A 23,673-nucleotide genomic window follows, 5' to 3' on the forward strand; every position below is an offset into this window, starting at 1 on the left:
TGATACAAACTCTTCGGCAGCCGACATGCCGTCGTTACACCTGAGGATCATGATGGATTCCGTAGTCCAACCACTCCACTAAGGAAAACACCACATGAACGCACTACGCAAGAGTATCCTCATCGGCCTCACCGTCCTTGGCATGGGTAGCGCCGTGCTGCCGCTGCACGCGGCCGAAGAGGGACGCCAGGGTCACGCGATGACGCAGGAACAGCGCGACGCCAAACGCGCCGAGTTCCGCGCCAAGCGCGCCGAGCACTTCGCGAAACGCCAGGCCAAGGTGCACGATGCGCTGAAGCTGACGAAGGCGCAGGAGCCGGCATGGGCCGCTTATCAGGCGGCCGTCAAGCCGCAACCCCGCACTGCGGAACGCGGCGAGCGTGGCGACTGGAACGCAATGCCGGCGCCGCAGCGCATCGAAAAACAGATCGCGATGTCCAAGCAGCGCATTGCCCACATGGAAGCGCGCCTGGCCGCAACGAAGACCCTGTACGCCGTGCTGTCGCCTGAGCAGCAGAAACTGTTCGACGAGAACAGCCGCCATGGCGGGCACCGCATGAAGCATCGCGGCATGCACAAGGGTCATGGCGAGCACATGCATCCGAAGGCTGGCTGATTGTTTGCTGTGTGATGGGAAAAGAGCGCTTCGGCGCTCTTTTTTTACGTCTGGCGCATTACAGGAACATGCCGCCCGACGCTTCGATGCGCTGGCCGTTGATCCAGCCGCTGTTTTCGCTGAGCAGCGCGGCGATTGCGCCGCCGATATCGTCCGGCTGGCCGACCCGTCCGAGCGCCGTCTGCGAGGCGATGAAGCTGTTCAGCTCGGCATTGTCGCGCACCGCGCCGCCGCCGAAATCGGTTTCGATGGCGCCCGGAGCGATGACGTTGACGGCAATGCGGCGCTGGCCGAGTTCCTTGGCCAGGTATTTGGTCAGCACCTCGATGGCGCCTTTCATGGCGGCGTAAGCGGCGAAGCCCGGCAGCGCGAAGCGGGTCAGTCCGGTCGACACGTTGAGGATGCGGCCGCCGTCAGCCACCAGTGGCGCCAGATGCTGGGTCAGGAAAAACACGCCCTTGAAATGAATGTCGACCAGCTCGTCGAACTGGGCTTCGTTTGTATCCGCGAAACTGGCGTGGGCGCCGATGCCGGCGTTGTTGACGAGAAAATCGAAACTGTCGCGCTGCCAGACGTCCGACAGCAGGGTTTGCAGCTTGTCGGAAAACGCGGCGAACGATCCGCTGTCGCCGACGTCCAGCTGCAGCGTTGCCGCTTTACGCCCTGCAGCTTCGATTGCGGCGACAACGCCGGCGGCTTCCTGTTGCTGGCTGCGGTAGGTGACGATGATATCGACGCCCTGGGCGGCAAGTTTCAGCGCCGCGCTCTTGCCGAGTCCGCGGCTGCCGCCGGTAATGAGAGCGATTTTCGTGGTCATGGGTTTCTCCTGGGTGGGTAGTAAGGCAGGACCCAGTTTATTTGTATTGCCCCACCTGACAAAGATGCAAAAATCGATAATACTGTTCGAAATGACAGAACAATCTCTCGAGGACTCTTGTGGATACAACGGAATCGCTGCAGGTTTTTGTGCGCGTTGCAGAGTTGGGCAGCTTCACGCGCGCGGCGGACAGCCTCGGCACATCGAAGGCCAGCGTGTCGGCGGCAGTCAGCCAGCTGGAGGCGTCGCTCGGCACGCGGCTGTTACAGCGCACCACGCGCAAAGTGCAGATGACCCAGGACGGCCAGAGTTTCTACGAACGCAGCAAGCAGGTGCTGGCGGACATCGAAGACCTGCAGACGATGTTCCAGGGCGACGCCGACATCAGCGGCCGGTTGAGGGTCGACATGCCGCTCGGCGTAGCGCGCCATATCGTGCTGCCGCGCCTGTCCGAATTTCTCGAAGCCCATCCGCAAGTGAAGGTGGAACTGAGCAGCACGGACCGGAGGGTGGATGTGGTCGCCGAGGGTTTCGACTGCATCGTGCGGGTCGGACGGCTCGACGACTCGACCCTGGTGGCGCGGCCGCTGGGACATTTCCGCATGCTCAACTGCGCCAGCCCGGCCTATCTGAAGCGCTATGGCGTACCGCAGTCGTTGGAGGACCTGGCCCAGCACCGGCTGGTCGATTACGCGCCGTCACTTGGCGCGCGGGCCGCGCTGTTCGAGTACGTCGACGGCGACGATGTTCGCGCGGTGGAAATGCCGGCCGCAGTCGCGGTCAATAACAGCGACGCCTACCGGGCCGCATGCCTGGCCGGGCTGGGCATCATCCAGGCGCCCGAAAGCGGGCTCGGCGAACCGCTCGCGCAAGGCAAGCTGGTCGAGGTGCTGGCGGGATACCGAGCAGCGCCGATGCCGGTCACCCTGCTCTATCCCAACCGGCGCCAGCTGGCCAAACGCGCACGGCTGTTCATGCTGTGGCTGGGCGAGGTCATGCAGCCCTACCTAATCTAGCGCCCCTTAATTCAGCCTGCCGAGCGAATTCAGGAACTTTGCCGGATCCTGATAGCCGATGACGCGACTGTCGGCAATCTCCTGCCCCTTGTTATCGAACAGGATGATCGCTGGCGGTCCAAACAGGGTGAAGCGTTTCAGCATCGCCTTGTCGGCCTCGTCGTTGGCGGTGACATCAACCTGCAGCAGCAGCGTGTTGTCCAGTTTGGTCTGTACGCGTTCATCGACGAACGTCAGCTTTTCCATTTCCTTGCACGACACGCACCAGTCGGCGTAGAAGTCGAGCATCACCGTCTTGCCGCCGGTATTGGCAAGCGCTGCGTCGAGCTGCTCGACCGTCTTGATGCGCTTGAAGGTCAGGCCATGCTGAGGGCCGCCGACGCCGAGGTGGGCCAGCGGCGCCAGCGCATCGCGGCCGCCGGTGGCGACACCGGCCAGCTGGATCGCGCCGAGGATCGCGAACGCGGCGCCCACCGCCATCGCGGCGAAATGGCGGGTCGATCGAAGAAGGTAGAAACCGTAGCCGAGGAACAGCGCGGTCCAGCCGATCATCTGGGCGGCCGGCGGGATCACCGGCGACACCAGCCACAAGGCCATCGCCAGCATCAGCACGCCGAAGAACTTCTTGACCGCATCCATCCAGCTGCCGGCGCGCGGCAGCAGCGAGCCGGCGGAGACGCCGACCAGCAGCAGCGGGATACTCATGCCGACGGCCATCGCAAACAGCGCGGCGCCACCGACCAGCACGTCGCGGGTCTGGCTGATGTAGACCAGGGCGCCGGCCAGCGGCGCGGCCACGCACGGGCCGACGATCAGCGCCGAGATCGCGCCCATCGCAAATACGCCGGCCAGCTGGCCGGAGGACTGGCGGCCGGAGGCGCCGGCGAGGCGGCTCTGCAGGCTGGCGGGGAGTTGCAGGTTGTAGAAGCCGAACATCGACAGCGCCATCACCACCATCAACAATGCGAATGCGCCGAGCACCCATGGATTTTGCAGCGTCGCGGCAAGGCCCTCGCCCACCAGGCCGGCGGCGACGCCGAGCGCGGTGTAGACGATCGCCATACCCAGCGAATATGCGACGGAAAGGATGAAGCCGCGCGAACGTTTGGTGTGCGCGCCCTCGCCGACGATGATCGAGGACAGGATAGGCACCATCGGCAGCACGCACGGCGTAAACGCGAGGCCGAGGCCGAGGAGGACGAAGGCAGGCAGGATCACCAGCAGCTTGCCGCCGCCGAGGACCGAGGCGATGCCGGACAGTTCGGACGCTGGCGCCGGCGACACTGGTTGCGCAGCCCCTGGCAGGCTCATGGCGGGGCCGCTGCCGCCGCCGACGAGGCGTGTGCTGGCTTCCTGCGGCGAATAGCACAGGCCGGCGTCAGCGCAGCCCTGGCTGACCGCCTTGAGGGTGAACGTGCCGCCGGCCTGGACCGGGATGGTGATCGTGATGAACTTGCGGTAGGTCTCGACCTCCTTCTGGAAGGTCTCGTCGTACTTCACCTTACCGGCCGGCATCTGCGGCGCGCCGAGCGTGGCGCCGGTGGCGGTGAAGGCGAAGCGCTCGCGGTACATATAGTACTTGTCGGCGATCTCGTAGGTGACGGCGATGGTCTGCGGATCGGCCATGCGGGCCGAGAACTTGAAGGCGATGGTCGGATCGAGGAACTCCTCCTCCGCGCGGGCGGTGGCGGCGAACAGCAGCGCGAACGCGAGCAGCAATAGCGCGGCGGCCTGGAAGGCGAGCGGGCGGAGGGACGGCAGACGGGGCATGACTTCCTTTTTGTTCGGTATTCGTAGGCGCTGACGCGCGCAGCAGAATAGTACACCGGGGGCCACGACCTTTGCTTAGGCTGAGCTTATTACGGTGCCAAACGGTAAATCGGGGTCCGTCCCCGGGGACGGACCCCGAAGTTGGACACCTCAAATATGAGGCGAAAAAAAACCAGGCTAGGCCTGGCTTTCTCTTTTTACCGGCTGATTACTCAGCGGTTGGAGCTTCGTCAGCATCCGAAACTTCTGGACGGTCCAGCAGTTCGACGTATGCCATCGGTGCATTGTCGCCAACGCGGAAACCCATCTTCAGGATACGCAGGTAGCCGCCGTTGCGGTTTGCGTAGCGTGGGCCGAGTTCTGCGAACAGCTTCAGCACCATTTCGCGGTCGCGCAGGCGGGCGAACGCCAGACGCTTGTTGGCCAGCGTGTCGGTCTTGCCCAAGGTCAGGATCGGCTCGATAACGCGGCGCAGTTCCTTAGCTTTTGGCACGGTGGTTTTGATGGCTTCATGACGCAGCAGGGAAACGGTCATGTTGCGCAGCATTGCCAGGCGGTGGGACGAAGTACGATTCAGCTTGCGAAGGCCGTGACGGTGACGCATGGTAGTTCCTTTCGGTTTGTTTAATTCCAGCTCTTCGATCGCTTGCGCGCGGGCCGGTTGAATATGGGTTAATTACTACGGTCTTGCTATCCAAAAAGGATCTGGCTCCGCCAGTCCTTTTCGGCTGATACCACCCGAAAGTAGGGTTCCACTTTCGGGTAAATACTTTTACTTCTCGAGACCTGCAGGCGGCCAGTTTTCGAGCTTCATGCCGAGGGTCAGGCCGCGCGATGCCAGCACTTCCTTGATCTCGTTCAGGGACTTGCGGCCCAGGTTCGGCGTCTTCAGCAGTTCGTTTTCCGAACGCTGGATCAGGTCGCCGATGTAGTAGATGTTTTCTGCTTTCAGGCAGTTGGCCGAACGGACGGTCAGTTCCAGGTCGTCGACCGGACGCAGCAGGATCGGATCGACCAGCGGAGCACGCGATGGCGCTTCGGCAGCAGCTTCCGTGCCTTCCAGCGCAGCGAACACGTTGAGCTGGTCAACGAGTACACGTGCCGATTGGCGGATCGCTTCTTCCGGCGTGATGACGCCGTTGGTTTCGATGTTGATGATCAGCTTGTCCAGGTCGGTACGCTGTTCGACACGCGCCGATTCCACTGCGTACGACACGCGGCGGACTGGCGAGAACGATGCGTCCAGGATGATGCGGCCGATGGTCTTGTTGGTGTCTTCCGACAGGCGGCGCACGTTACCAGGAACGTAGCCACGGCCCTTCTCGACCTTGATCTGCATGTCCAGCTTGCCGCCAGCGGTCAGGTGGGCAATCACGTGGTCGGGGTTGATCAGTTCGACGTCATGCGGCAGGTCGATGTCCGATGCCAGGATCGCGCCTTCGCCTTCCTTCTTCAGGGTCAGGGTGACGGAATCGCGGTTGTGCACTTTGAAGACAACGCCCTTCAGGTTCAGCAGCAGGTCGACAACGTCTTCCTGTACGCCGTCCAGCGACGAGTATTCATGGACAACACCAGCGATGGTCACTTCGGTTGGTGCGTAGCCGATCATCGACGACAGCAGGACGCGGCGCAGTGCGTTGCCCAGTGTATGGCCATAGCCACGCTCGAACGGCTCCATCACGACTTTGGCGTGACCGGCACCGAGTGCTTCGACATCGATAATACGTGGCTTCAACAAACTGTTTTGCATGAAATGTCCTTTTCAATACCCTCGGCTCATTACACCGATAAGGCTGATGGCATTAGTGAAAAAGCCCACTCGTGATGAGCAGGCCGGAAATCTGTCGTTCCCGCGGAAGCGGGGACCCATGCCGAAGCGACTTAGCCAACTTAGTATGGATCACCGCGGGGCCGCCTAGGCTGTCGCGGGGACGACGTCGTCGCGGGTTGACCGCGCCAACGTCGATTAACGCGAGTACAGTTCGACGATCAGTGCTTCGTTGACGTCGTTAGCGATTTCGTTACGTTCTGGGAACGAGCGGAAAGTGCCTTCCATCTTCTTGCTGTCGACCGACACCCAGCTTGGCATGCCGCCCTGTTCAGCCAGCGACAGCGCTTCGACGATACGAACCTGCTTCTTGGCCTTTTCGCGCACAGCGACGACGTCGCCGGTCTTGACCGCGTACGACGCGATGTTGACAACGTTACCGTTCACGGTGAATGCCTTGTGGCTGACCAGCTGGCGCGCTTCGGCGCGGGTCGAGCCAAAGCCCATGCGGTAGCAGACGTTGTCGAGACGCGATTCCAGCAGCTTCAGCAGGGTCTCGCCGGTGTTGCCCTTGCGGCGGTTCGCTTCTGCGAAGTAACGGCGGAACTGGCGCTCGAGGATGCCGTACATGCGCTTGACCTTCTGCTTTTCGCGCAGCTGGTTGCCGTAGTCCGAGGTGCGGGCACCCGACTTGACACCGTGCTGGCCTGGCTTGACGTCCAGCTTGCACTTCGAATCGAGGGAGCGGCGTGCGCTCTTGAGGAACAGGTCCGTGCCTTCGCGGCGGGACAGTTTTGCTTTTGGTCCGATATAACGTGCCACAATACTTCCTTTACATTTAATGACGCCCCGACCCTACCGAGTAGTGACAGGCGCTAGTCCGATTCCCAGTGGGTTCAGACGTGGCTTAAACCCGCGTGCATGCGCATCACGGGCGACAATAGCCGGGCAGTATATCCTATTCGGACACTGCACCGGCGATCTTTTTCAACGAACAGCCGTATTGCGCGGCGATCTTGCAACATGCGACGGGGTTGCCCCCGCCGGACGCTCTTTAGATACGACGACGCTTCGGTGGACGGCAGCCGTTGTGCGGCACTGGCGTCACGTCCTGGATCTCGGTGATCTTGATACCCAGGTTGTTCAAAGCACGAACCGCGGATTCGCGACCTGGGCCTGGGCCCTTGATGCGCACTTCCAGGTTCTTCACGCCGCACTCGACAGCGACCTTGCCTGCTGCTTCGGCCGCAACCTGCGCTGCGAACGGGGTCGATTTACGCGAACCCTTGAAGCCAGCACCGCCGGACGTCGCCCACGACAGGGCATTGCCCTGGCGATCGGTGATCGTGATGATGGTGTTGTTGAACGAAGCGTGCACGTGTGCGATACCTTCGGCGACGTTCTTTTTAACTTTTTTGCGTACGCGCGCTGCTGCGGCGCTGCTTTGTTGCTTAGCCATGGTCGTTTCCTATTATTTCTTGAGCGATTGTGCGGCCTTGCGCGGACCCTTGCGAGTACGAGCATTGGTGCGGGTACGCTGACCGCGCACTGGCAGGCCCTTGCGGTGACGCATGCCGCGGTAGCAACCCAGGTCCATCAAACGCTTGATGTTCATGGAGAGCTCACGGCGCAGATCGCCTTCAACTACGAACGTGCCAACTGCATCACGCAGCTTTTCCAGTTCGGAGTCGTCCAGGTCCTTGACCTTCTTGTTGGTCGGTACACCGGTCTCGGCGCAGATTTTCTGCGAGCGAGGACGGCCAATGCCGTAGATGGCGGTGAGGCCGATTACGGTGTGCTGATGATTTGGGATATTAACCCCTGCAATACGTGCCATTCGTTATTCCTCAATAAATAACGTTAAATTAACCTTGACGCTGCTTGTGACGCGGCTCTACGCAGATTACGCGTACCACGCCTTTGCGCTTGATCACTTTGCAGTTGCGGCAGATCCGCTTGACTGATGCGAGAACTTTCATTTTTGCACTCTCTTTTTTCGGATTGGTTCGATTACTTAAATTGTTTTACTTGGTCCGGAACACGATCCGGGCCCGGGACAGGTCATACGGCGTGAGTTCCACCGTTACCTTGTCGCCAGGCAGGATGCGGATATAGTTCATCCGCATCTTACCGGAGATGTGTCCGAGCACCACGTGCCCGTTTTCCAGCTTCACTCGAAACGTTGCATTCGGGAGATTCTCGAGAATCTCGCCCTGCATTTGGATGACGTCGTCTTTTGCCATTCGGTTTGTGCACTCCTGGTTCGCTTAACCCCAAGGGTTACCGCGTCGGGATTCCGCCCTTGAAATTTGCCTTGCGCAGCAGCGATTCATATTGCTGCGACATGACGTAGTTCTGTACTTGCGCCATGAAGTCCATGGTGACAACCACAATAATCAACAGGGAAGTACCGCCAAAGTAGAATGGCACTTTCCATTGGGCTTGCATAAATTCAGGCAACAAGCAAACTGCCGTAATGTAGACGGCACCAGCCAGGGTCAGGCGCATCAGGATCTTGTCGATGTAGCGTGCGGTCTGGTCGCCAGGACGAATCCCCGGGACAAACGCGCCGCTCTTCTTCAAGTTGTCCGCTGTTTCCTTGCTGTTGAACACCAGCGCGGTATAGAAGAAACAGAAGAACACGATGGCCACCGCATACAGCAATGCATGGATCGGTTCGCCTGGCGACAGCGATGCCGCCAGATCCTTCAGGAAGCCGATCACCGGCGAGCTCGAATCCTTGCCGCGCGTGAACCAGTCCACGATCGTCGCCGGGAACAGGATGATCGACGATGCAAAGATCGGCGGGATCACGCCTGCCATGTTCAGCTTCAGAGGCAGGTGGCTGGTTTGGCCGCCATACACTTTGTTGCCGACCTGGCGCTTCGCGTAGTTGACCAGGATCTTGCGCTGGCCACGTTCGACGAACACGACGAGATAAGTAACCAATGCCACCAGGACCACGATGAAGATCGCTGCCAGGCTGCTGATCGAACCGCTCGAGACCAGGGAGAACAAGCCACCCAGTGCCGACGGCAGACCGGCTGCAATACCGGCAAAGATGATGATCGAGATACCGTTGCCCAGGCCGCGCTCGGTGATCTGCTCGCCGAGCCACATCAGGAACATGGTACCCGTCAACAGGGTCACCACGGTCACGAAGCGGAATGCCATGCCAGGATCGAGGACCAGTCCGGCCTGCGACTCAAGCGCGACGGCAATGCCGAAGGCCTGGAACAGCGCCAGCGCTACCGTGAAGTAGCGAGTGTACTGGGTGATCTTGCGGCGCCCTGCTTCGCCCTCTTTCTTCAGTGCTTCCAGCTGGGGCGACACGATGGACGCCAGCTGCATGATGATCGAGGCCGAAATGTACGGCATGATGCCGAGTGCAAATACCGTGAAACGTTCCAGCGCGCCACCCGAGAACATGTTGAACATGCCCAGGATGCCGCCTTCGTTTTGCTTGAACAGCGACGCCAGTTGTACCGGATCGATGCCCGGCACAGGGACGTGGGCACCGATGCGATATACGACCAATGCGCCAAGCAAAAACCAGAGCCGGCCCCAAGGGAAACCGGACGCTGCACTTTTACCGAGTTGTGAATTAGTCGCCACTTTATGCTCCGATCAAGCTGTTAGGCTGCAACTTAAGCTACCGAGCCGCCGGCTGCTTCGATTGCCGCTTTGGCGCCTGCAGTGACTTTCAGGCCTTTGAGGTTCACCGCTTTGGTGACTTCGCCGGACAGAATCACGCGCACGTCGCGCGCCAGCACTGCAAGGATGCCTGCTTGCTTCAGAACCAGAATGTCGACGTCGCCAACCGGCAGGTTGTTCAGGTCGGACAGGCGCACTTCAGCTTTGAAGGTGGCGTTGAGCGACTTGAAACCACGCTTAGGCAGACGGCGCTGCAGAGGCATCTGACCGCCTTCGAAGCCGACCTTGTGGAAACCGCCCGAACGCGACTTCTGACCCTTGTGGCCACGACCAGCGGTTTTACCGATGCCGGAGCCGATACCGCGACCGACGCGACGCTTGTAGTGCTTGGCGCCGTCAGCTGGTTGAATAGTATTCAATTCCATTGTTTTCTCCGTTCTCGTCAGCGCAGGCGCTTAAGAGACAACTTTCACGAGGTAGGACACTTTGTTGATCATGCCGCGCACGGATGGGGTGTCCTGCAACTCGGAAACCGAGTTAACACGACGCAGGCCCAGGCCGCGTACGGTGGCACGGTGGTCTTGCTTCGTGCCGATCAAGCCCTTGACCAATTGTACTTTGATGGTGTTTGCCATTGTCTTCACCTTAGCCCATGATCTCTTCGACCGACTTGCCACGCTTGGCGGCGATGTCGGAAGCGGTGCTCATCTTCGACAGGCCGTCCAGCGTTGCGCGGACGAGGTTGTAAGGATTCGACGAACCGGTGGACTTGGCGACCACGTCGGTCACGCCCATCACTTCGAAGATAGCGCGCATTGCACCGCCGGCGATCACGCCGGTACCTGGCTTGGCTGGCGACATCATGACTTTCGATGCGCCGTGGCGGCCGCTCACGGTGTGGTGCAGGGTGCCGTTCTTGAGAGGTACCTTGATCAGGTTGCGGCGGGCTTCTTCCATTGCCTTCTGCACACCGACCGGTACTTCCTTCGACTTGCCCTTGCCCATGCCGATGCGGCCATCGCCATCACCAACTACGGTCAGCGCGGCGAAGCCCATGATACGACCACCCTTGACCACTTTGGTCACGCGGTTGATCGCGATCATTTTTTCGCGCATGCCATCATCCGGCTTGTCGCTTTGCATTTTTGCTTGCATTTTTGCCATGACGATTCTTCCTTAGAACTTCAGACCGGCTTCACGCGCGGCTTCCGCCAGCGCCTTCACACGGCCGTGGTAACGGAAACCCGAGCGATCGAACGCAACTTCGGTGATTCCTGCTTTCAGTGCCTTCTCTGCGACGCGCTTGCCAACCAGGGCAGCAGCGGCGGCATTGCCGCCCTTGCCGCTCTGGCCTGCCAGCTCGGCGCGCACTTCTGCTTCGAGGGTCGAAGCGGAAACGAGCACTTGTGCGTCCGGCGAGATCAGGTTCGCATAGATGTGCAGGTTGGTGCGGTGTACCGACAAGCGGTTCACGCCAAGCTGCGCGATCTTGATGCGGGTCTGGCGTCCACGACGCAGACGTGATTCTTTCTTGTCCATGGTCAGCCCTATTATTTCTTCTTGGTTTCTTTAAGCTTAACCACTTCGTCCACATAGCGGACGCCCTTGCCTTTGTAAGGCTCAGGGGAGCGGTAAGCACGCACTTCAGCGGCAACCTGGCCAACCTGCTGACGATCGATACCCTTGATGATGATTTCGGTCGGGGTTGGGGTCGTTGCAGTGACGCCGGCTGGCATCGCGTGGGCGACTGGATGCGAGAAACCGAGCGACAGGTTCAGCTTGTCACCAGCAGCCTGGGCTTTGTAGCCCACGCCGACCAGCGACAGCTTCTTCTCGAAGCCCTTGGTTACACCGGTCACCATATTGTTGACCAGGGCACGCAGGGTGCCGGACATCGCATTCGATTCACGGCTGTCGTCGATCACGTCGAACGTCAGGGTGCCATCTTTGTTTTCTACTTTTACCAGGCCATTCAGGCTCTGGGTCAGGGTGCCCAATGGGCCCTTGACCGTGATCGCTGCTGCAGTGATCGCCACTTCGGCGCCAGCTGGGACAGCGATTGGCATCTTAGCTACTCGAGACATCGTCTACTCCTTAAGCCACGTAGCAAATTACTTCGCCGCCGACACCGGTAGCGCGCGCTTTGCGGTCCGTCATGACGCCCTGTGGGGTCGACACGATCGCCACGCCCAAGCCATTCATGACGCTCGGGATTTCATCTTTGCCCTTGTAGACGCGCAGCCCTGGACGGGATACACGCTCTAAGCGCTCGATGACCGGACGGCCTACGTAATACTTCAAACCGATTTTCAGTTCCGCTTTGCCACCTTCTGCAGTGACGGCGAAATCTTCAATGTAACCCTCGTCCTTGAGGACGTTGGCAATGGCAATTTTCACTTTCGACGATGGCATGGCCACGGTCGTCTTCTGAACACCTTGCGCATTGCGGATGCGGGTCAGCATATCGGCGATAGGATCGCTCATACTCATTGCATATTCTCCTATTACCAGCTTGCTTTAGTCATACCCGGAATCTCGCCACGCATGGCGAACTCACGGAGCTTGATACGGGCCAGACCGAATTTACGGAACGTGCCACGTGGACGGCCTGTCACTGCGCAGCGGTTACGCTGGCGGGTCGGGGCCGAGTTGCGCGGCAGGGCCTGCAACTTCAGACGAGCTTCATAGCGCTCCTCTTCCGACTTGGACTGGTCATCGATGATGGCCTTCAGAGCGGCACGCTTTACGGCGAATTTCTCCACCAGGTCTGCACGCTTCTGTTCACGGTTAATCAGTGCGAGTTTTGCCATGATCTATTAGTTCCTGAACGGGAATTTAAAGGCGGCGAGCAGAGCTTTCGCTTCGTCGTCGGTCTTGGCGGTCGTGGTGATCGAAATGTTCATGCCACGCAGTGCGTCGATCTTGTCGTACTCGATCTCAGGGAAGATGATCTGTTCCTTGACACCGATGTTGTAGTTGCCACGACCGTCGAACGATTTGCCATTGACACCACGGAAGTCGCGCACGCGCGGCAGGGCCACGGTGATCAGACGATCCAGGAACTCGTACATGCGAGCGCCACGCAGGGTGACCATGGTACCGATCGGGTAGCCTTCACGGATTTTGAAACCCGCGATTGCCTTGCGCGACTTGGTGGTCACTGGCTTCTGGCCGGCGATCTTGGTCAGGTCGGACACGGCGTGCTCGAGGACTTTCTTGTCAGCGATCGCTTCACCAACACCCATGTTCAGGGTGATCTTGGTCAGGCGCGGCACTTCCATTGCCGATTTGTAGCCATACTTCGCTACCAGGTCAGCAACGACCTTTTCTTTGTAGATTTGATGGAGACGGGCCATGATTAAACCTTCACTACTTCGCCGGAGGACTTGAAGATGCGGACTTTCTTGCCGTCTACGTCTTTGAAGCCTACGCGGTCTGCCTTGCCAGTCGCTGCATTGAACAATGCAACGTTGGACACGTGAATCGGCATAGTCTTATCGACGATACCACCAGTTACGCCGGTCATTGGGTTAGGCTTGGTCGCTTTTTTAGCGACGTTGACGCCTTCAACCACGACATGCTCAGCATCGATACGCTGCTGAACAACACCGCGCTTGCCCTTGTCTTTGCCGGTCAGAACGATGACTTCGTCGTTTTTACGAATCTTATCCATTACGACTCCTTACAGAACTTCAGGTGCCAGGGACACGATCTTCATGAACTTCTCAGTACGCAGTTCGCGCGTGACTGGTCCAAAAATACGGGTACCGATCGGTTCGAGCTTGGCGTTCAGCAGGACAGCAGCGTTGCTGTCGAACTTCACCAGCGAACCGTCTTGGCGGCGCACACCTTTTGCGGTACGCACAACCACGGCGTTATAAATTTCACCTTTTTTGACACGGCCGCGTGGCGCAGCAACCTTGATGGTCACCTTGATCACGTCGCCAATGCCAGCATAACGGCGCTTGGAACCGCCCAATACCTTGATGCACATAACTTCCTTGGCACCAGTATTGTCGGCCACTTCGAGCCGGCTTTCAGTTTGAATCATAGTATTCTCTTTCCCAACTTAAGCCGAAGAAACCCCACAGCGTGGGCCTGCGGTCAGTCTTGGTCCCGCCAACACCGCCTTGATGGCGCTGCTGATTGGGTGATGGACTTTCCAGTAACGTTTCGGTTCAGGCCGCTTACACCGGGGTGACTAAAAATGCGGCAATACATGAACGAAGCCCGCTAGTATCGCAGAATACTGGCGGGCCCGCAAGAATATTCTTCAGGTTGCGCAAATGCGTCAGCAGCTGCGCAACCTTCCTACAACATTTACAGTACCTGTGCTACTTGCACAACACGGGTAACGGTCCATGCCTTGGTCTTCGAGATCGGGCGACCTTCCTGGATTTCAACCGTATCACCGGTCTTGGCCGAGTTGGTCTCGTCATGCGCGTGATACTTGTTCGAGCGCATGATGATCTTGCCGTACAGCGGGTGCTTGACGTGACGCTCGATCATGACGGTAACCGTCTTGTCCATCTTGTCGGAAACAACCTTACCGACCAGCGTACGCTTGAGCGCTACTTTAGTGGTTTCAGTCATTTCGCTTCCTTCGAGTTCATTACCGTCTTCACACGCGCGATATCGCGGCGCACCTTCTTGAGCTGCGAAGTGTTGCTCAGCTGTTGCGTAGCGATTTGCATGCGCATGCCGAACTGGGCCTTCAACAACTCATTCAGCTCTTTTTGCAGAGCTTCCTGGTCTTTGCCGCGGAGTTCTGTTGCTTTCATCTACAACTCCTTTTATTGGCCGACCTGGCGTACGACGAAAGTCGTGGCCAGTGGCAGTTTGGCGGCAGCCAGGCGGAATGCTTCACGCGCCAGTTCTTCTGCGACGCCGTCCATTTCGTACAGTACCTTGCCTGGCTGGATTTCAGCGACGTAGTACTCCGGGTTACCTTTACCGTTACCCATACGGACTTCGGCCGGCTTGTTCGAAATCGGCTTGTCCGGGAAGATACGGATCCAGATACGGCCGCCACGCTTGATGTGACGGGTCATTGCGCGACGAGCGGCTTCGATCTGGCGTGCCGTGATACGACCACGGGCAACCGCTTTCAGGCCGAACTCACCGAACGACACAGCGGTGCCGCGGGTGTGCGAAATGCCGGTGTTACGGCCTTTCTGCTCTTTACGATACTTTCTGCGTGCTGGTTGCAGCATGATTATTCTCCTGCTTTCTCAGCTGGGGCAGCGGCAGGTGCGGCCGGCGCCAACTTGACGGCCGGACGTGCACGCACGCTTGGCGCAGCTGGGGTTTTGGCACCGGCTGGACGTGGGCGGCCAGCTGGCTTGCCATCGTCACGGCGCGGACCGCGGGACTTCTTCTCGTCGGCAGGGGTCTCGATGACTGGCGCTTCGCCGGTGACCGAACGGTCGCCTTTGTAGACCCAGACCTTGACGCCGATGATGCCGTAGGTGGTCGATGCTTCGCTGGTACCGTAGTCGATATCGGCGCGCAGGGTGTGCAGAGGCACACGGCCTTCACGGTACCATTCGGTACGTGCGATTTCGATACCGTTCAGACGGCCCGACGACATGATCTTGATGCCGAGGGCGCCCAGGCGCATCGCGTTCTGCATCGCGCGCTTCATTGCGCGGCGGAACATAATACGCTTTTCCAGCTGCTGCGAGATCGAGTCGGCGATCAGCTGCGAGTCGATTTCCGGCTTGCGGATCTCTTCGATGTTCACGTGCACCGGTACGCCCATGATCTTGGTCAGCGCCGACTTCAGTACTTCGATGTCTTCGCCTTTTTTACCAATGACCACGCCTGGGCGCGAGCTGTAGATCGTGAAGCGCGCGTTCTTGGCAGGACGCTCGATGACGATACGGCCAACCGAAGCGTTCTTCAGTTTCTTTTTCAGGTAAGCGCGTGCCTTGAGGTCTTCGTTCAGCATCTGGGCAAAGTTACCATTGCCCGCGTACCAACGCGACGCCCAGTTACGGGTTACTGACAGGCGAAAGCCTGTTGGATGAATCTTCTGTCCCATCGTGACCCCTTAGTTACCGACAGTCACGTAGATGTGACAGGATTGTTTCGAGATACGATCGCCCCGGCCTTTAGCGCGTGCAGTGAAGCGCTTCAGGATCGGGCCCTTTTCTACGTAGATCTGAACGACCTTCAGCTCGTCGATGTCAGCGCCATCATTGTGCTCGGCGTTCGCGATTGCGGACTCGAGTACTTTCTTGATGATCGTTGCACCTTTTTTCGGGCTGAATTGCAGGATGTTGAGTGCTGCATCAACCTTCTTGCCACGGATCAGATCGGCAACCAGACGGCCCTTTTGGTCCGACAGGCGCACACCTTTGAGGATAGCTTTGGTTTCCATTATTTCTTCGCCTTCTTGTCAGCGGCATGGCCCTTGAACGTACGGGTCAGTGCGAATTCGCCAAGCTTGTGGCCGACCATGTTTTCGGACACATAAACCGGCACGTGCAGCTTGCCGTTATGGACCGCGATCGTCAGGCCGATGAAGTCAGGCGAGATCGTCGAGCGGCGCGACCAGGTTTTGACTGGCTTCTTGTCTTTGTTCGCTTGCGCGGCTTCGACTTTTTTCACCAGGTGGGCGTCTTGAAACGGCCCTTTTTTCAATGAACGTGTCATTTCTTATCCCTTATTTCTTGCCGCGGCGCGAAACGATCATCGAAGAAGTACGCTTGTTACGGCGCGTCTTCTTACCCTTCGTCTGCTGGCCCCAAGGCGACACTGGATGACGACCAGCTGCGGTTTTACCTTCACCACCACCGTGCGGGTGATCGACCGGGTTCATGACCACACCGCGAACGGTAGGACGAACACCGCGCCAGCGCATCGCACCAGCTTTACCGATCTTGCGCAGGCTGTGCTCGGCGTTGCCGACTTCGCCTACCGTTGCACGGCATTCGATGTGGACGCGGCGAACTTCGCCCGAGCGCAGGCGGACCTGGGCGTAGGTGCCTTCGCGTGCCATCAGCACGACGCCGGCGCCGGCGGTACGGGCCATCTGGGCACCCTTACCTGGCAGCATTTCGACGCAGTGCATCACGGTACCAACCGGGATGTTGCGGATCGGCAGGCAGTTGCCCGACTTGATAGGCGCTTCCGAGCCGTTCATCACGGCGTCGCCAACGGCCATGCCTTTGGTCGCGATGATGTACTGGCGCTCACCGTCTGCATAGCACAGCAGGGCGATGTTCGCGGTACGGTTCGGATCGTATTCGATACGCTCGACCTTTGCCGGAATGCCATCCTTCTGACGCTTGAAGTCGATCAGGCGATAGTGCTGCTTGTGACCGCCGCCGATGTGGCGGGTGGTGATGTGACCGTTGTTGTTACGGCCAGCAGTCTTCGATTTCTTTTCAACCAGGGCTGCGAACGGACGACCTTTGTACAGGTCCGGGTTCACAACCTTTACCATGCCGCGACGGCCTGGCGAGGTTGGTTTCATCTTTACGAGTGCCATTATTTAGCCTCCTCGACAAAATTGATTTCCTGGCCAGGCTTCAGGCACACGAAAGCACGCTTGGTATGGTTGCGACGGCCATTGAAACGGCCCGAACGCTTTTGCTTACCTTCGCGATTGGCTGTCTGTACCGACAGCACTTCAACCTTGAACAACAGTTCAACGGCTGCCTTGATCTCAGGCTTGGTCGCATCCGGCAGTACGCGGAACACGATCTGCTCGTTCTTTTCCGCGACCATGGTGGCCTTCTCGGAAATGACCGGCGCCTGGAGCACCTTCATCAGGCGCTCTTCGCTGAATTTCATTACGCCGCTCATGCGAACATCTCCTCAAGCTTGGCCAGCGCTGCTTTGGTGACCAGAACTTTTTTGTAGAACACCAGCGACATCGGGTCAGCGTGACGTGGCTCGACAACCAGCACGTTCGGCAGGTTGCGCGATGCCAGCAGCAGGTTTTCCTCGAGCGTGTCGGTGATCACCAGAACCGACTCCAGGCCCATCGACTGCAGCTTTTGCGACAGCAGCTTGGTCTTAGGAGCTTCGAGGCTCAGGTTTTCGATGACGCTCAGGCGACCTTCACGGGCCAGCTGGGACAGGATCGAGCAGATACCTGCGCGATACATCTTCTTGTTAACTTTGTGGCTGAAGTTCTCGTCAGGCGAGTTCGGGAAGATACGGCCACCACCGCGCCACAGAGGCGACGACGACATACCGGCACGGGCGCGGCCGGTGCCTTTCTGGCGCCAAGGCTTCTTGGTCGTGTGGTGAACTTCTTCACGATCCTTCTGCTTGCGGTTACCGCTACGTGCGTTAGCAGCGTAGGCAACCACGATCTGGTGGATCAGGGCTTCATTGTATTCACGGCCGAAAACGGTATCGGCTGCGGCTACGTTGGCGCCAGCTTGTCCTTGCTCATTCAGAAGCTTGAGTTCCATCGTTTAAGCTCCCTTCTGTGCTTTAACTTTAATAGCAGGCGAAACTACAACCTGGCCATTTTTCGCACCTGGTACGGCGCCTTTGACCAGCAGCAGCTGGCGGTCGGCATCGATACGGGCGATTTCGAGGTTCTGGGTGGTCACGGTGACGTCACCCATGTGGCCGGTCATGCGCTTGCCTGGGAAAACGCGACCTGGATCCTGCGCCATACCGATCGAGCCTGGTACGTTGTGCGAACGCGAGTTACCGTGGGTAGCGCGGCCCGATGCGAAGTTGTGACGCTTGATGGTACCGGCGTAGCCTTTACCGATCGAGGTGCCTTGCACGTCGATCTTCTGGCCAACTTCGAACAGGGAAGCAGCGACGATGTCGCCAGTCTTCATGTCAGCGGCTTGAGCGGCATCGACGCGGAATTCCTTCAGCATCGTACCGGCTTCAACGCCAGCTTTAGCGTGGTGACCTGCAACAGCCTTGTTCACGCGGGAAGCGCGACGTTGACCGAATGCAACCTGAACAGCGGAGTAACCGTCCGTTTCAGGAGTTTTGATTTGCGCAACACGGTTGTTCGACACGTCCAGCACGGTGACAGGGATCGAGTCCCCTTCATCCGTGAAGATGCGCATCATTCCAACCTTGCGACCGAGAAGGCCTAGGCTCATTTTTTCTCCATTCCCGCCTGCGATTGGGCGGGGCTGATGTTTAACTACCAAGTAAAAGCATGGATTCGAAAAAGATGAATCCATACCGAAGCCGGCTAGTATAACGCGGAAAAGGGGTTGACGCAACGAGAAAAGTTGGGGTATGTCGGGTTTTTTGCGCAGTGTGCGCACCGACTTTTACTGCGGAAACATCGGCCAGCAGGGCGCTGGCAAAAAATTCTGGTGGGCGGTGCAGAATTCGAATCTGCGACCCCTTGGATGTCGACCAAGTATTCTAACCAGCTGAACTAACCGCCCGGGGACCGGCATTTTAACGCCCCGGGGCGAATCCGGCAAGGTCGGGCGCCAATTGTGCGCCCCTGCCCTTAACCGCGTGGCAAATGGTGCGGCAATACCAGCATGTGCCAGTCCTTGTGTTCGTCGAGGATCAGGGCCAGCGCCGCGCCGATGGCGGCGCGTTCGGCGTGCGGGCCGCTACTGGCGCCGATCGCCGCGATCAGGGTGGCCAGTTCGGCCTCCATCCGGCGCGACGCCGCCGCCAGCCGGTAGGCTTCGGTCTGCGCCCGCGCCCCGTGCAGCGACGCCGCCAGCGCCGGGAAGGAGATAAGTGTCGCCGGCGAGGTGGCGGTAGCGCAGTGCGAATACAGCGCGCGCCACCGGCCAGGTTTCGCCGGCCGCACCGGTGATGATGGCGTCGCCCGGGGCGGCATCGACCGGGCCTTCGCCGGTTTCGACCGTTTCGGCTGCGGCGGCGAAGCGCACGCTGACCTGGTGTTCGCGCTTGCGCGCACTGGTCCAGCCTCCAACCGGAGGCGCAGGCGGCACGCCGGGTTTTCCGCTTGCGGTGAACTCACACATCGATGCCCTGCTTCCGGTTGCCTTGACGGGATGTCAAGAGCGCGCAAGCTTACCGCAAATTTGTTGATTAATGAGCATTTTTTATCGGTATTCTCCCGCTTGAGTTCACTCTGAGCCCCGACAGAATCGGCTGCAACGCATCGCTCAAAAAAAAGCGAACGGAAGGTGCGCAGACATGGCCAACGTCCTGTGCGCAGTTCAGACGAAGCCGAGGTTGCGCGCACTTGAATTGTAATTCGACAAATTTGGTAGCAAGGCCAGCAGCTCGCTGTCGGTAACGCCAAGCCACGTTCCGAGGGTTGCGGCCAGCTGTTCCACCGAAGTCGTTGGCAGTAGCCGGCCCTGCCCGACATCGTCCGGCCCGCCATTGGCGAGCACGGGGGCGGTGCCGTAATAGCGCTTGCCCTTGACCGCCCCGCCCATCACGAAATGCATGCTGCCCCAGCCATGGTCGGATCCGTTCGCATTGCCAGTCAGGGTCCGACCAAAGTCCGATGCCGTAAAGGAAGTGACCTTATCGGCGACGGAGAGTTCCGTTGTGGCTGCATAGAAAGCAGCGAGTGCATCGCCGACCCGGCTCATCAAGACTGGGTGGTCGGTTGCCATGCCGTCGTGGTTGTCGAAGCCACCCAAAGACACAAAGAACACCTGGCGCTTGGTGCCCAGCGCCGGCGCCGCAGCGATCATGCGCGCAACCAGCTTGAGCTGGTCGGCCAGCGGGTTCCCGTTCGGAAAGACCGTCGTCGGTGCAGGGGTAGCGGCCAACGCGGCGGTCAACACTTCGTTGGCGTCGATGGAACGCTTGCTGATGCGGTTGTATTCGTTTTCGAGCATGTGCGTACGCGGTTCCGTGATGAGGGTGCGCAACGCGGCGCTTGCCGCGTTCGATCCGAACAGTGGCGATTTCAAGCCCGACAGCGGTACCGAACCGCTGGTCGACACCTGGTATTGCACCGCATTATTGCCGGACAAATAAACCGCATTTCCGGACACGTTGACGCAGGTGAAGGTCGAGTTGGTATTGGCGGACTGGAACAGGTCTCCCATGCGCCCGCCCCAGCCGGAGGTGGCGCCTTCGGGCGACGACGATTGCCACACGGACTGCTGGTCGTTGTGCGAAAACAGCTTGGGCGGTAGCTCGACTGATTTGTTGGTGTACTGGAGCTTGGTGGTCGGTTGCACCAGGGCGCCGATGTTGAGAATGACGCCCAGCTTGCCGGCATCGAATATCGGCAGCAGCTTGCCCAGGCCGGGCGACAGCGCATACTGGTGGGCAACGCCATTCGAATCGATCGGGGCGGTCAGCGGCGTGAGCGCCGTGGCGCTCACGCTGTCGCGTGCGTACGCGAACGCGGGCCGAAACTGCTGGTACATCGCGTGGCTGGTCGCATCGTAAGGCACCAGCGTATTGGCGTAATCGTTGCCGCCGTACAAGAACACGCACACCAGCGCTTTGTAGTCGGTGGCGTTGGCGGCGCTCGCCTCGGCCATTGCCGCCAGGTTCAACGCCCAGGGCGCAGCAACGCCAGCCAGGGACAGGGTCGACGCTTTTTTGAGGAACGCGCGCCGCGACGCGGTCAAACCATCTTTGCTGTTCACGGCGGCTCCTATTTCTGCACAATAAATTCGGGCGCGGCCATCACCATGACCAGTGCCGCGTAGATGCGGTTGAGGCGGGTCGCGTCGCTCCCCGCGGGCATGCTGTCGATGCCGCCCTTGATCAGCGCCACGGTGCTGACTGACAGCTGCCCTGCGGCGAGCAGCAGGTTCAGCTCGTCGAGCAGAGCCTGCGCCGTGTCGGCCAACGCCAGCAGCGCGGTGTAGTCGCCCTTGACGTCGCCCGTACGTTTGCTGATGACGTTTTGCATGTAATTGACGTAACCGACCACCGTCGATTCGTTCGTGATCTGGAACTCCGGCGCGACCATTCCCGCACTGCCGATGGCGCTGTTGGGAGGCACGTAACCGGGACGGAAAAAATTGAATACGCTGGACGAACGCAGCGGACTTTGCCCCAGGCGTGTTCCTGGATCGGAGGTGTTGCCGATGGCCCAGGCGTTCGAAGGGGACGTCACCTTGAAAGCCCGGCCCCATGCCGTGAAACGAAGAATCGGCTCGCGCAGTTTTCCAAAGGCCGGGTCGGCCAGGCGCGCCGCATTGCGCGCCTCGTCGTCCAGCAAAATTGCCTTGATCACAGCCTTCAGGTTGCCTTTGGCACCGGCGCCGTCGTTATTGAAGACGGCGGCCACGCGCGCGACGTAGGCCGGCGCAGGATTGCTGCACACCAGGCGCTGAATCAGCTGGCGGCTGATAAAGGGCGCCACATTGGCGTGCGCAAAAATTGCATCGAGCGCCTGCGTCATGCTTGACGCCCCATCGGTGCCGGCAGCAATCGAGGTGCCAATGAAGTTCTTGGCGCCGCTCTCGTGACGACTGGCGGTTACCACCATCGGCTTGCGCTTGAAGTTGGGCGTGTCGGTATTGGCGCCGGCGGGCAGGTCATAGTTCCATCCGGTGAATACGCGCGCCAAGCCGGTGATATCGTCCAGCGTGTAGGTTTCGGTTGGCGCACCGCTGGTCAGCTTCGGGGTGCCATCAATGTTCAGCTGGACAAGACCGATGGTAAACAGCTGCATGATCTCGCGCGCGTAGTTCTCGTCGGGCATGGCGCCGGTTGCCGGGTTGAACTTCGCGTTATTGCGGTAGGTGAGGAACTCGCCCATCGGCGCGCTCAGCGATATCTGTTGCAGTAAATTACGGTAGTTGCCAAACGCGTTTTCCTCAAGCAAATCGAGGTACGCGGCGGCCGAGAACGCTTTCCACCCTGAACCGACGAAACCGGCAATGGCAGCGACCAGAATCTCGGATAGCGCGAGCGTCACGCGCTGGCGCAACGTGTCGGGTGCTGACAACAGCTTGCGCCACTGGCACGCATCGGCGCCTGCTTCGCTATTCTTGTTGGCCAGCACGCCGTAGCCGCCGTCGATCAGCCAGTCCCAACGTGCACCGGAAGAGGGCATGGCGAATTGTTCGTCCAGCCAACCAGCGTAGCCAAGCGACTGTACTTTGGCGATCTGCTCGCGGGTCGTGCCCATCGAGGCCTGGGCAAGGAAGCGCGAAGCCTGGATGGGCGTAGGCGATACGATCGCTGGCGGGGGTGTGACGGGGGCAGGCGCAGGCGCGGGCGTCGGCGTACCCGGGGCGGCAGGACCGTCGCCGCCACCGCCGCCGCAAGCAGTCAGCAATACGCTGGGGAGCAGGGCCGTGGTAGTTGCCGAACGGAGCGGCCAATCAGCCTCATGGGTGTAGCCGCGCTTACTATCGGTGTCGATAATGCAATCGTCTTGTAAGTCGGGCATGGGACCATCCTGATGAGAAAAGCGTCCGATCGATGGTAGATGATTTTGGGAAACTACACTACTGACGAGTTGTAAGTGGATGTGCGGTTACGTCGCTGGGGCTGTGGCCGGTTCAATCCTGGTCCGTCTTACCTTCGCACATCTGTGCCTTTCATCCCAGCTGCCACCCCGGTCCGGGCAGCTATTTGTGCGACTTGCAGCTCGCAACATGGGGCAGCCAGCGTGTGTCCGGTCATCGGAAATCCGGCGAAGAAACCAGTCCCTGCTGTTCCCGTCGCTGCAACATTCATGGCGCGGGGAATCGGAGCCGGTTAGCGGGCGGCTCGCCGGGGTGGGAACCTGACCCAGCTCCATACGACCAGCAGCGCGAACGCAGTGTAGATCGCGATGAACACCCAGGGCGGCGCCTCGAAGAACAGCGCGCGGCTAAGCCAGTGGGCGATGAAGTCGTCATCGTAGCTCACCTGCCCTGCACGCATGCGCAGCCACTGTTCGAGCACCGTCAGGCCGCAGTCGATGCCCAGCCAGGCGGTGATGACTACGTAGGCAATCGCTGCGAGGTGCAGCAGGCGGAAGGTCCGGTTCCTCACCCAGTTCCAGCGGCGGCGCGAGCCTGCCAGCACCAGCACCAGGGCGCCGACGTTGAACAGCACGACACCGACATGCAGGATCAGCACGGCGTCGGCGAGCAAGCGATACATCGAGGCGTCCATGGCCCCGATTCTA

37 protein-coding genes and 1 tRNA gene are annotated in these 23,673 nt (G+C 59.6%); 2 read left to right on the forward strand and 36 right to left on the reverse strand.

Going from position 1 to position 23,673, the window contains the following annotated elements:
- Positions 1-94: 94 nt before the first annotated feature.
- A complete protein-coding gene (locus tag HHL21_RS18495) occupies positions 95-616 on the forward strand; it encodes a Spy/CpxP family protein refolding chaperone (RefSeq protein WP_169468609.1) in 522 nt (173 codons plus the stop codon).
- 58 nt (positions 617-674) lie between these two features.
- Here HHL21_RS18495 and HHL21_RS18500 read toward each other — a convergent pair whose 3' ends face one another.
- A complete protein-coding gene (locus HHL21_RS18500; RefSeq protein ID WP_169468611.1) occupies positions 675-1,433 on the reverse strand; it encodes an SDR family NAD(P)-dependent oxidoreductase in 759 nt (252 codons plus the stop codon).
- Positions 1,434-1,552: 119 nt separating this feature from the next.
- Here HHL21_RS18500 and HHL21_RS18505 point away from each other — a divergent pair, with 119 nt between their 5' ends.
- Positions 1,553-2,449, forward strand: a complete 897-nt coding sequence (locus tag HHL21_RS18505; RefSeq protein ID WP_169468613.1) for a LysR family transcriptional regulator — start codon at positions 1,553-1,555, stop codon at positions 2,447-2,449.
- Positions 2,450-2,455: 6 nt separating this feature from the next.
- Here the strand turns inward: HHL21_RS18505 and dsbD are convergent, their stop codons facing one another.
- The 35 genes from dsbD to HHL21_RS18680 all read right to left on the reverse strand — a co-directional run bounded on the left by dsbD (position 2,456) and on the right by HHL21_RS18680 (position 23,660).
- The gene (dsbD, locus tag HHL21_RS18510) at positions 2,456-4,219 is read right to left on the reverse strand and encodes a protein-disulfide reductase DsbD (protein ID WP_169468614.1); all 1,764 of its coding nucleotides are present in this window, start codon (positions 4,217-4,219) and stop codon (positions 2,456-2,458) included.
- 208 nt (positions 4,220-4,427) lie between these two features.
- Positions 4,428-4,823 (reverse strand): 50S ribosomal protein L17, encoded by a 396-nt coding sequence (gene rplQ / locus HHL21_RS18515; RefSeq protein ID WP_169468616.1) that lies wholly within the window; start codon positions 4,821-4,823, stop codon positions 4,428-4,430.
- A 168-nt stretch (positions 4,824-4,991) separates the two neighbouring features.
- Positions 4,992-5,969, reverse strand: coding sequence for a DNA-directed RNA polymerase subunit alpha (locus HHL21_RS18520; protein ID WP_131429186.1), 978 nt, complete (start codon positions 5,967-5,969; stop codon positions 4,992-4,994).
- Between the two features lie 216 nt (positions 5,970-6,185).
- A complete protein-coding gene (gene rpsD / locus HHL21_RS18525; protein WP_169468625.1) occupies positions 6,186-6,809 on the reverse strand; it encodes a 30S ribosomal protein S4 in 624 nt (207 codons plus the stop codon).
- A gap of 232 nt (positions 6,810-7,041) precedes the next feature.
- A complete protein-coding gene (rpsK, locus tag HHL21_RS18530; RefSeq protein ID WP_008444339.1) occupies positions 7,042-7,446 on the reverse strand; it encodes a 30S ribosomal protein S11 in 405 nt (134 codons plus the stop codon).
- 12 nt (positions 7,447-7,458) lie between these two features.
- The gene (rpsM, locus tag HHL21_RS18535) at positions 7,459-7,824 is read right to left on the reverse strand and encodes a 30S ribosomal protein S13 (protein WP_131429184.1); all 366 of its coding nucleotides are present in this window, start codon (positions 7,822-7,824) and stop codon (positions 7,459-7,461) included.
- A 28-nt stretch (positions 7,825-7,852) separates the two neighbouring features.
- A complete protein-coding gene (gene rpmJ / locus HHL21_RS18540; protein WP_119811791.1) occupies positions 7,853-7,966 on the reverse strand; it encodes a 50S ribosomal protein L36 in 114 nt (37 codons plus the stop codon).
- A gap of 45 nt (positions 7,967-8,011) precedes the next feature.
- Positions 8,012-8,230, reverse strand: coding sequence for a translation initiation factor IF-1 (infA, locus tag HHL21_RS18545; protein WP_005663428.1), 219 nt, complete (start codon positions 8,228-8,230; stop codon positions 8,012-8,014).
- A gap of 37 nt (positions 8,231-8,267) precedes the next feature.
- Positions 8,268-9,602, reverse strand: coding sequence for a preprotein translocase subunit SecY (secY, locus tag HHL21_RS18550; protein ID WP_169468627.1), 1,335 nt, complete (start codon positions 9,600-9,602; stop codon positions 8,268-8,270).
- A 32-nt stretch (positions 9,603-9,634) separates the two neighbouring features.
- Positions 9,635-10,066: a 50S ribosomal protein L15 gene (gene rplO / locus HHL21_RS18555; RefSeq protein WP_169468629.1), complete on the reverse strand. Its 432-nt coding sequence runs from the start codon at positions 10,064-10,066 to the stop codon at positions 9,635-9,637.
- A gap of 30 nt (positions 10,067-10,096) precedes the next feature.
- Positions 10,097-10,276 (reverse strand): 50S ribosomal protein L30, encoded by a 180-nt coding sequence (gene rpmD, locus HHL21_RS18560; RefSeq protein WP_206085891.1) that lies wholly within the window; start codon positions 10,274-10,276, stop codon positions 10,097-10,099.
- 10 nt (positions 10,277-10,286) lie between these two features.
- Entirely contained in the window at positions 10,287-10,805 is a 519-nt protein-coding gene (gene rpsE / locus HHL21_RS18565; RefSeq protein WP_169468631.1) for a 30S ribosomal protein S5, read from the reverse strand.
- A gap of 12 nt (positions 10,806-10,817) precedes the next feature.
- Positions 10,818-11,180, reverse strand: a complete 363-nt coding sequence (gene rplR, locus HHL21_RS18570) for a 50S ribosomal protein L18 (protein ID WP_131429178.1) — start codon at positions 11,178-11,180, stop codon at positions 10,818-10,820.
- Positions 11,181-11,191: 11 nt separating this feature from the next.
- Complete coding sequence (gene rplF, locus HHL21_RS18575; protein ID WP_169468633.1) at positions 11,192-11,725, reverse strand: 50S ribosomal protein L6; 534 nt, start codon at positions 11,723-11,725, stop codon at positions 11,192-11,194.
- Between the two features lie 10 nt (positions 11,726-11,735).
- On the reverse strand, positions 11,736-12,131 hold the full coding sequence (gene rpsH, locus HHL21_RS18580) for a 30S ribosomal protein S8 (protein ID WP_131429176.1): 396 nt from the start codon (positions 12,129-12,131) through the stop codon (positions 11,736-11,738).
- A 14-nt stretch (positions 12,132-12,145) separates the two neighbouring features.
- On the reverse strand, positions 12,146-12,451 hold the full coding sequence (gene rpsN, locus HHL21_RS18585) for a 30S ribosomal protein S14 (protein WP_169468635.1): 306 nt from the start codon (positions 12,449-12,451) through the stop codon (positions 12,146-12,148).
- Positions 12,452-12,457: 6 nt separating this feature from the next.
- Complete coding sequence (gene rplE / locus HHL21_RS18590) at positions 12,458-12,997, reverse strand: 50S ribosomal protein L5 (protein WP_131429175.1); 540 nt, start codon at positions 12,995-12,997, stop codon at positions 12,458-12,460.
- Positions 12,998-12,999: 2 nt separating this feature from the next.
- On the reverse strand, positions 13,000-13,314 hold the full coding sequence (gene rplX, locus HHL21_RS18595; RefSeq protein ID WP_131429174.1) for a 50S ribosomal protein L24: 315 nt from the start codon (positions 13,312-13,314) through the stop codon (positions 13,000-13,002).
- A gap of 9 nt (positions 13,315-13,323) precedes the next feature.
- Positions 13,324-13,692: a 50S ribosomal protein L14 gene (gene rplN / locus HHL21_RS18600; RefSeq protein WP_099916730.1), complete on the reverse strand. Its 369-nt coding sequence runs from the start codon at positions 13,690-13,692 to the stop codon at positions 13,324-13,326.
- A 269-nt stretch (positions 13,693-13,961) separates the two neighbouring features.
- Positions 13,962-14,234, reverse strand: a complete 273-nt coding sequence (gene rpsQ / locus HHL21_RS18605; RefSeq protein ID WP_169468637.1) for a 30S ribosomal protein S17 — start codon at positions 14,232-14,234, stop codon at positions 13,962-13,964.
- On the reverse strand, positions 14,231-14,422 hold the full coding sequence (gene rpmC, locus HHL21_RS18610; protein WP_169468639.1) for a 50S ribosomal protein L29: 192 nt from the start codon (positions 14,420-14,422) through the stop codon (positions 14,231-14,233). The genes rpsQ and rpmC overlap by 4 nt, the downstream gene beginning before the upstream one ends.
- 12 nt (positions 14,423-14,434) lie before the next feature.
- On the reverse strand, positions 14,435-14,854 hold the full coding sequence (rplP, locus tag HHL21_RS18615; RefSeq protein ID WP_131429171.1) for a 50S ribosomal protein L16: 420 nt from the start codon (positions 14,852-14,854) through the stop codon (positions 14,435-14,437).
- 2 nt (positions 14,855-14,856) lie between these two features.
- Positions 14,857-15,684: a 30S ribosomal protein S3 gene (gene rpsC, locus HHL21_RS18620; RefSeq protein WP_169468641.1), complete on the reverse strand. Its 828-nt coding sequence runs from the start codon at positions 15,682-15,684 to the stop codon at positions 14,857-14,859.
- 9 nt (positions 15,685-15,693) lie between these two features.
- Positions 15,694-16,026, reverse strand: coding sequence for a 50S ribosomal protein L22 (gene rplV / locus HHL21_RS18625; protein ID WP_181002795.1), 333 nt, complete (start codon positions 16,024-16,026; stop codon positions 15,694-15,696).
- Positions 16,023-16,298, reverse strand: coding sequence for a 30S ribosomal protein S19 (rpsS, locus tag HHL21_RS18630; RefSeq protein ID WP_169468643.1), 276 nt, complete (start codon positions 16,296-16,298; stop codon positions 16,023-16,025). The genes rplV and rpsS overlap by 4 nt, the downstream gene beginning before the upstream one ends.
- Positions 16,299-16,308: 10 nt before the next feature.
- Entirely contained in the window at positions 16,309-17,136 is an 828-nt protein-coding gene (gene rplB, locus HHL21_RS18635) for a 50S ribosomal protein L2 (RefSeq protein ID WP_169468645.1), read from the reverse strand.
- The gene (rplW, locus tag HHL21_RS18640) at positions 17,136-17,453 is read right to left on the reverse strand and encodes a 50S ribosomal protein L23 (RefSeq protein WP_119811775.1); all 318 of its coding nucleotides are present in this window, start codon (positions 17,451-17,453) and stop codon (positions 17,136-17,138) included. The genes rplB and rplW overlap by 1 nt, the downstream gene beginning before the upstream one ends.
- On the reverse strand, positions 17,450-18,070 hold the full coding sequence (rplD, locus tag HHL21_RS18645; RefSeq protein ID WP_169468646.1) for a 50S ribosomal protein L4: 621 nt from the start codon (positions 18,068-18,070) through the stop codon (positions 17,450-17,452). Before rplD ends, rplW begins: the two co-directional genes overlap by 4 nt.
- Positions 18,071-18,073: 3 nt before the next feature.
- Positions 18,074-18,730, reverse strand: coding sequence for a 50S ribosomal protein L3 (gene rplC / locus HHL21_RS18650; RefSeq protein WP_131429166.1), 657 nt, complete (start codon positions 18,728-18,730; stop codon positions 18,074-18,076).
- Between the two features lie 220 nt (positions 18,731-18,950).
- Positions 18,951-19,027 (reverse strand) — tRNA-Val (locus HHL21_RS18655).
- A 68-nt stretch (positions 19,028-19,095) separates the two neighbouring features.
- Positions 19,096-19,251 carry a hypothetical protein gene (locus HHL21_RS18660; RefSeq protein ID WP_169468648.1) on the reverse strand — a complete coding sequence of 52 codons (156 nt, stop codon included), beginning with the start codon at positions 19,249-19,251 and terminating at the stop codon, positions 19,096-19,098.
- Positions 19,205-19,588: a PGDYG domain-containing protein gene (locus HHL21_RS18665; protein WP_169468650.1), complete on the reverse strand. Its 384-nt coding sequence runs from the start codon at positions 19,586-19,588 to the stop codon at positions 19,205-19,207. Before HHL21_RS18665 ends, HHL21_RS18660 begins: the two co-directional genes overlap by 47 nt.
- A gap of 198 nt (positions 19,589-19,786) precedes the next feature.
- Positions 19,787-21,187: a DUF1501 domain-containing protein gene (locus tag HHL21_RS18670; protein ID WP_370659761.1), complete on the reverse strand. Its 1,401-nt coding sequence runs from the start codon at positions 21,185-21,187 to the stop codon at positions 19,787-19,789.
- An 8-nt stretch (positions 21,188-21,195) separates the two neighbouring features.
- Entirely contained in the window at positions 21,196-22,947 is a 1,752-nt protein-coding gene (locus HHL21_RS18675; protein ID WP_169468652.1) for a DUF1800 domain-containing protein, read from the reverse strand.
- Positions 22,948-23,258: 311 nt separating this feature from the next.
- The gene (locus HHL21_RS18680; protein WP_169468655.1) at positions 23,259-23,660 is read right to left on the reverse strand and encodes a DUF2784 domain-containing protein; all 402 of its coding nucleotides are present in this window, start codon (positions 23,658-23,660) and stop codon (positions 23,259-23,261) included.
- Positions 23,661-23,673: the final 13 nt, after the last annotated feature.

Source organism: Massilia polaris, assembly GCF_012927275.1.
GTDB lineage: Bacteria > Pseudomonadota > Gammaproteobacteria > Burkholderiales > Burkholderiaceae_D > Telluria_A > Telluria_A polaris.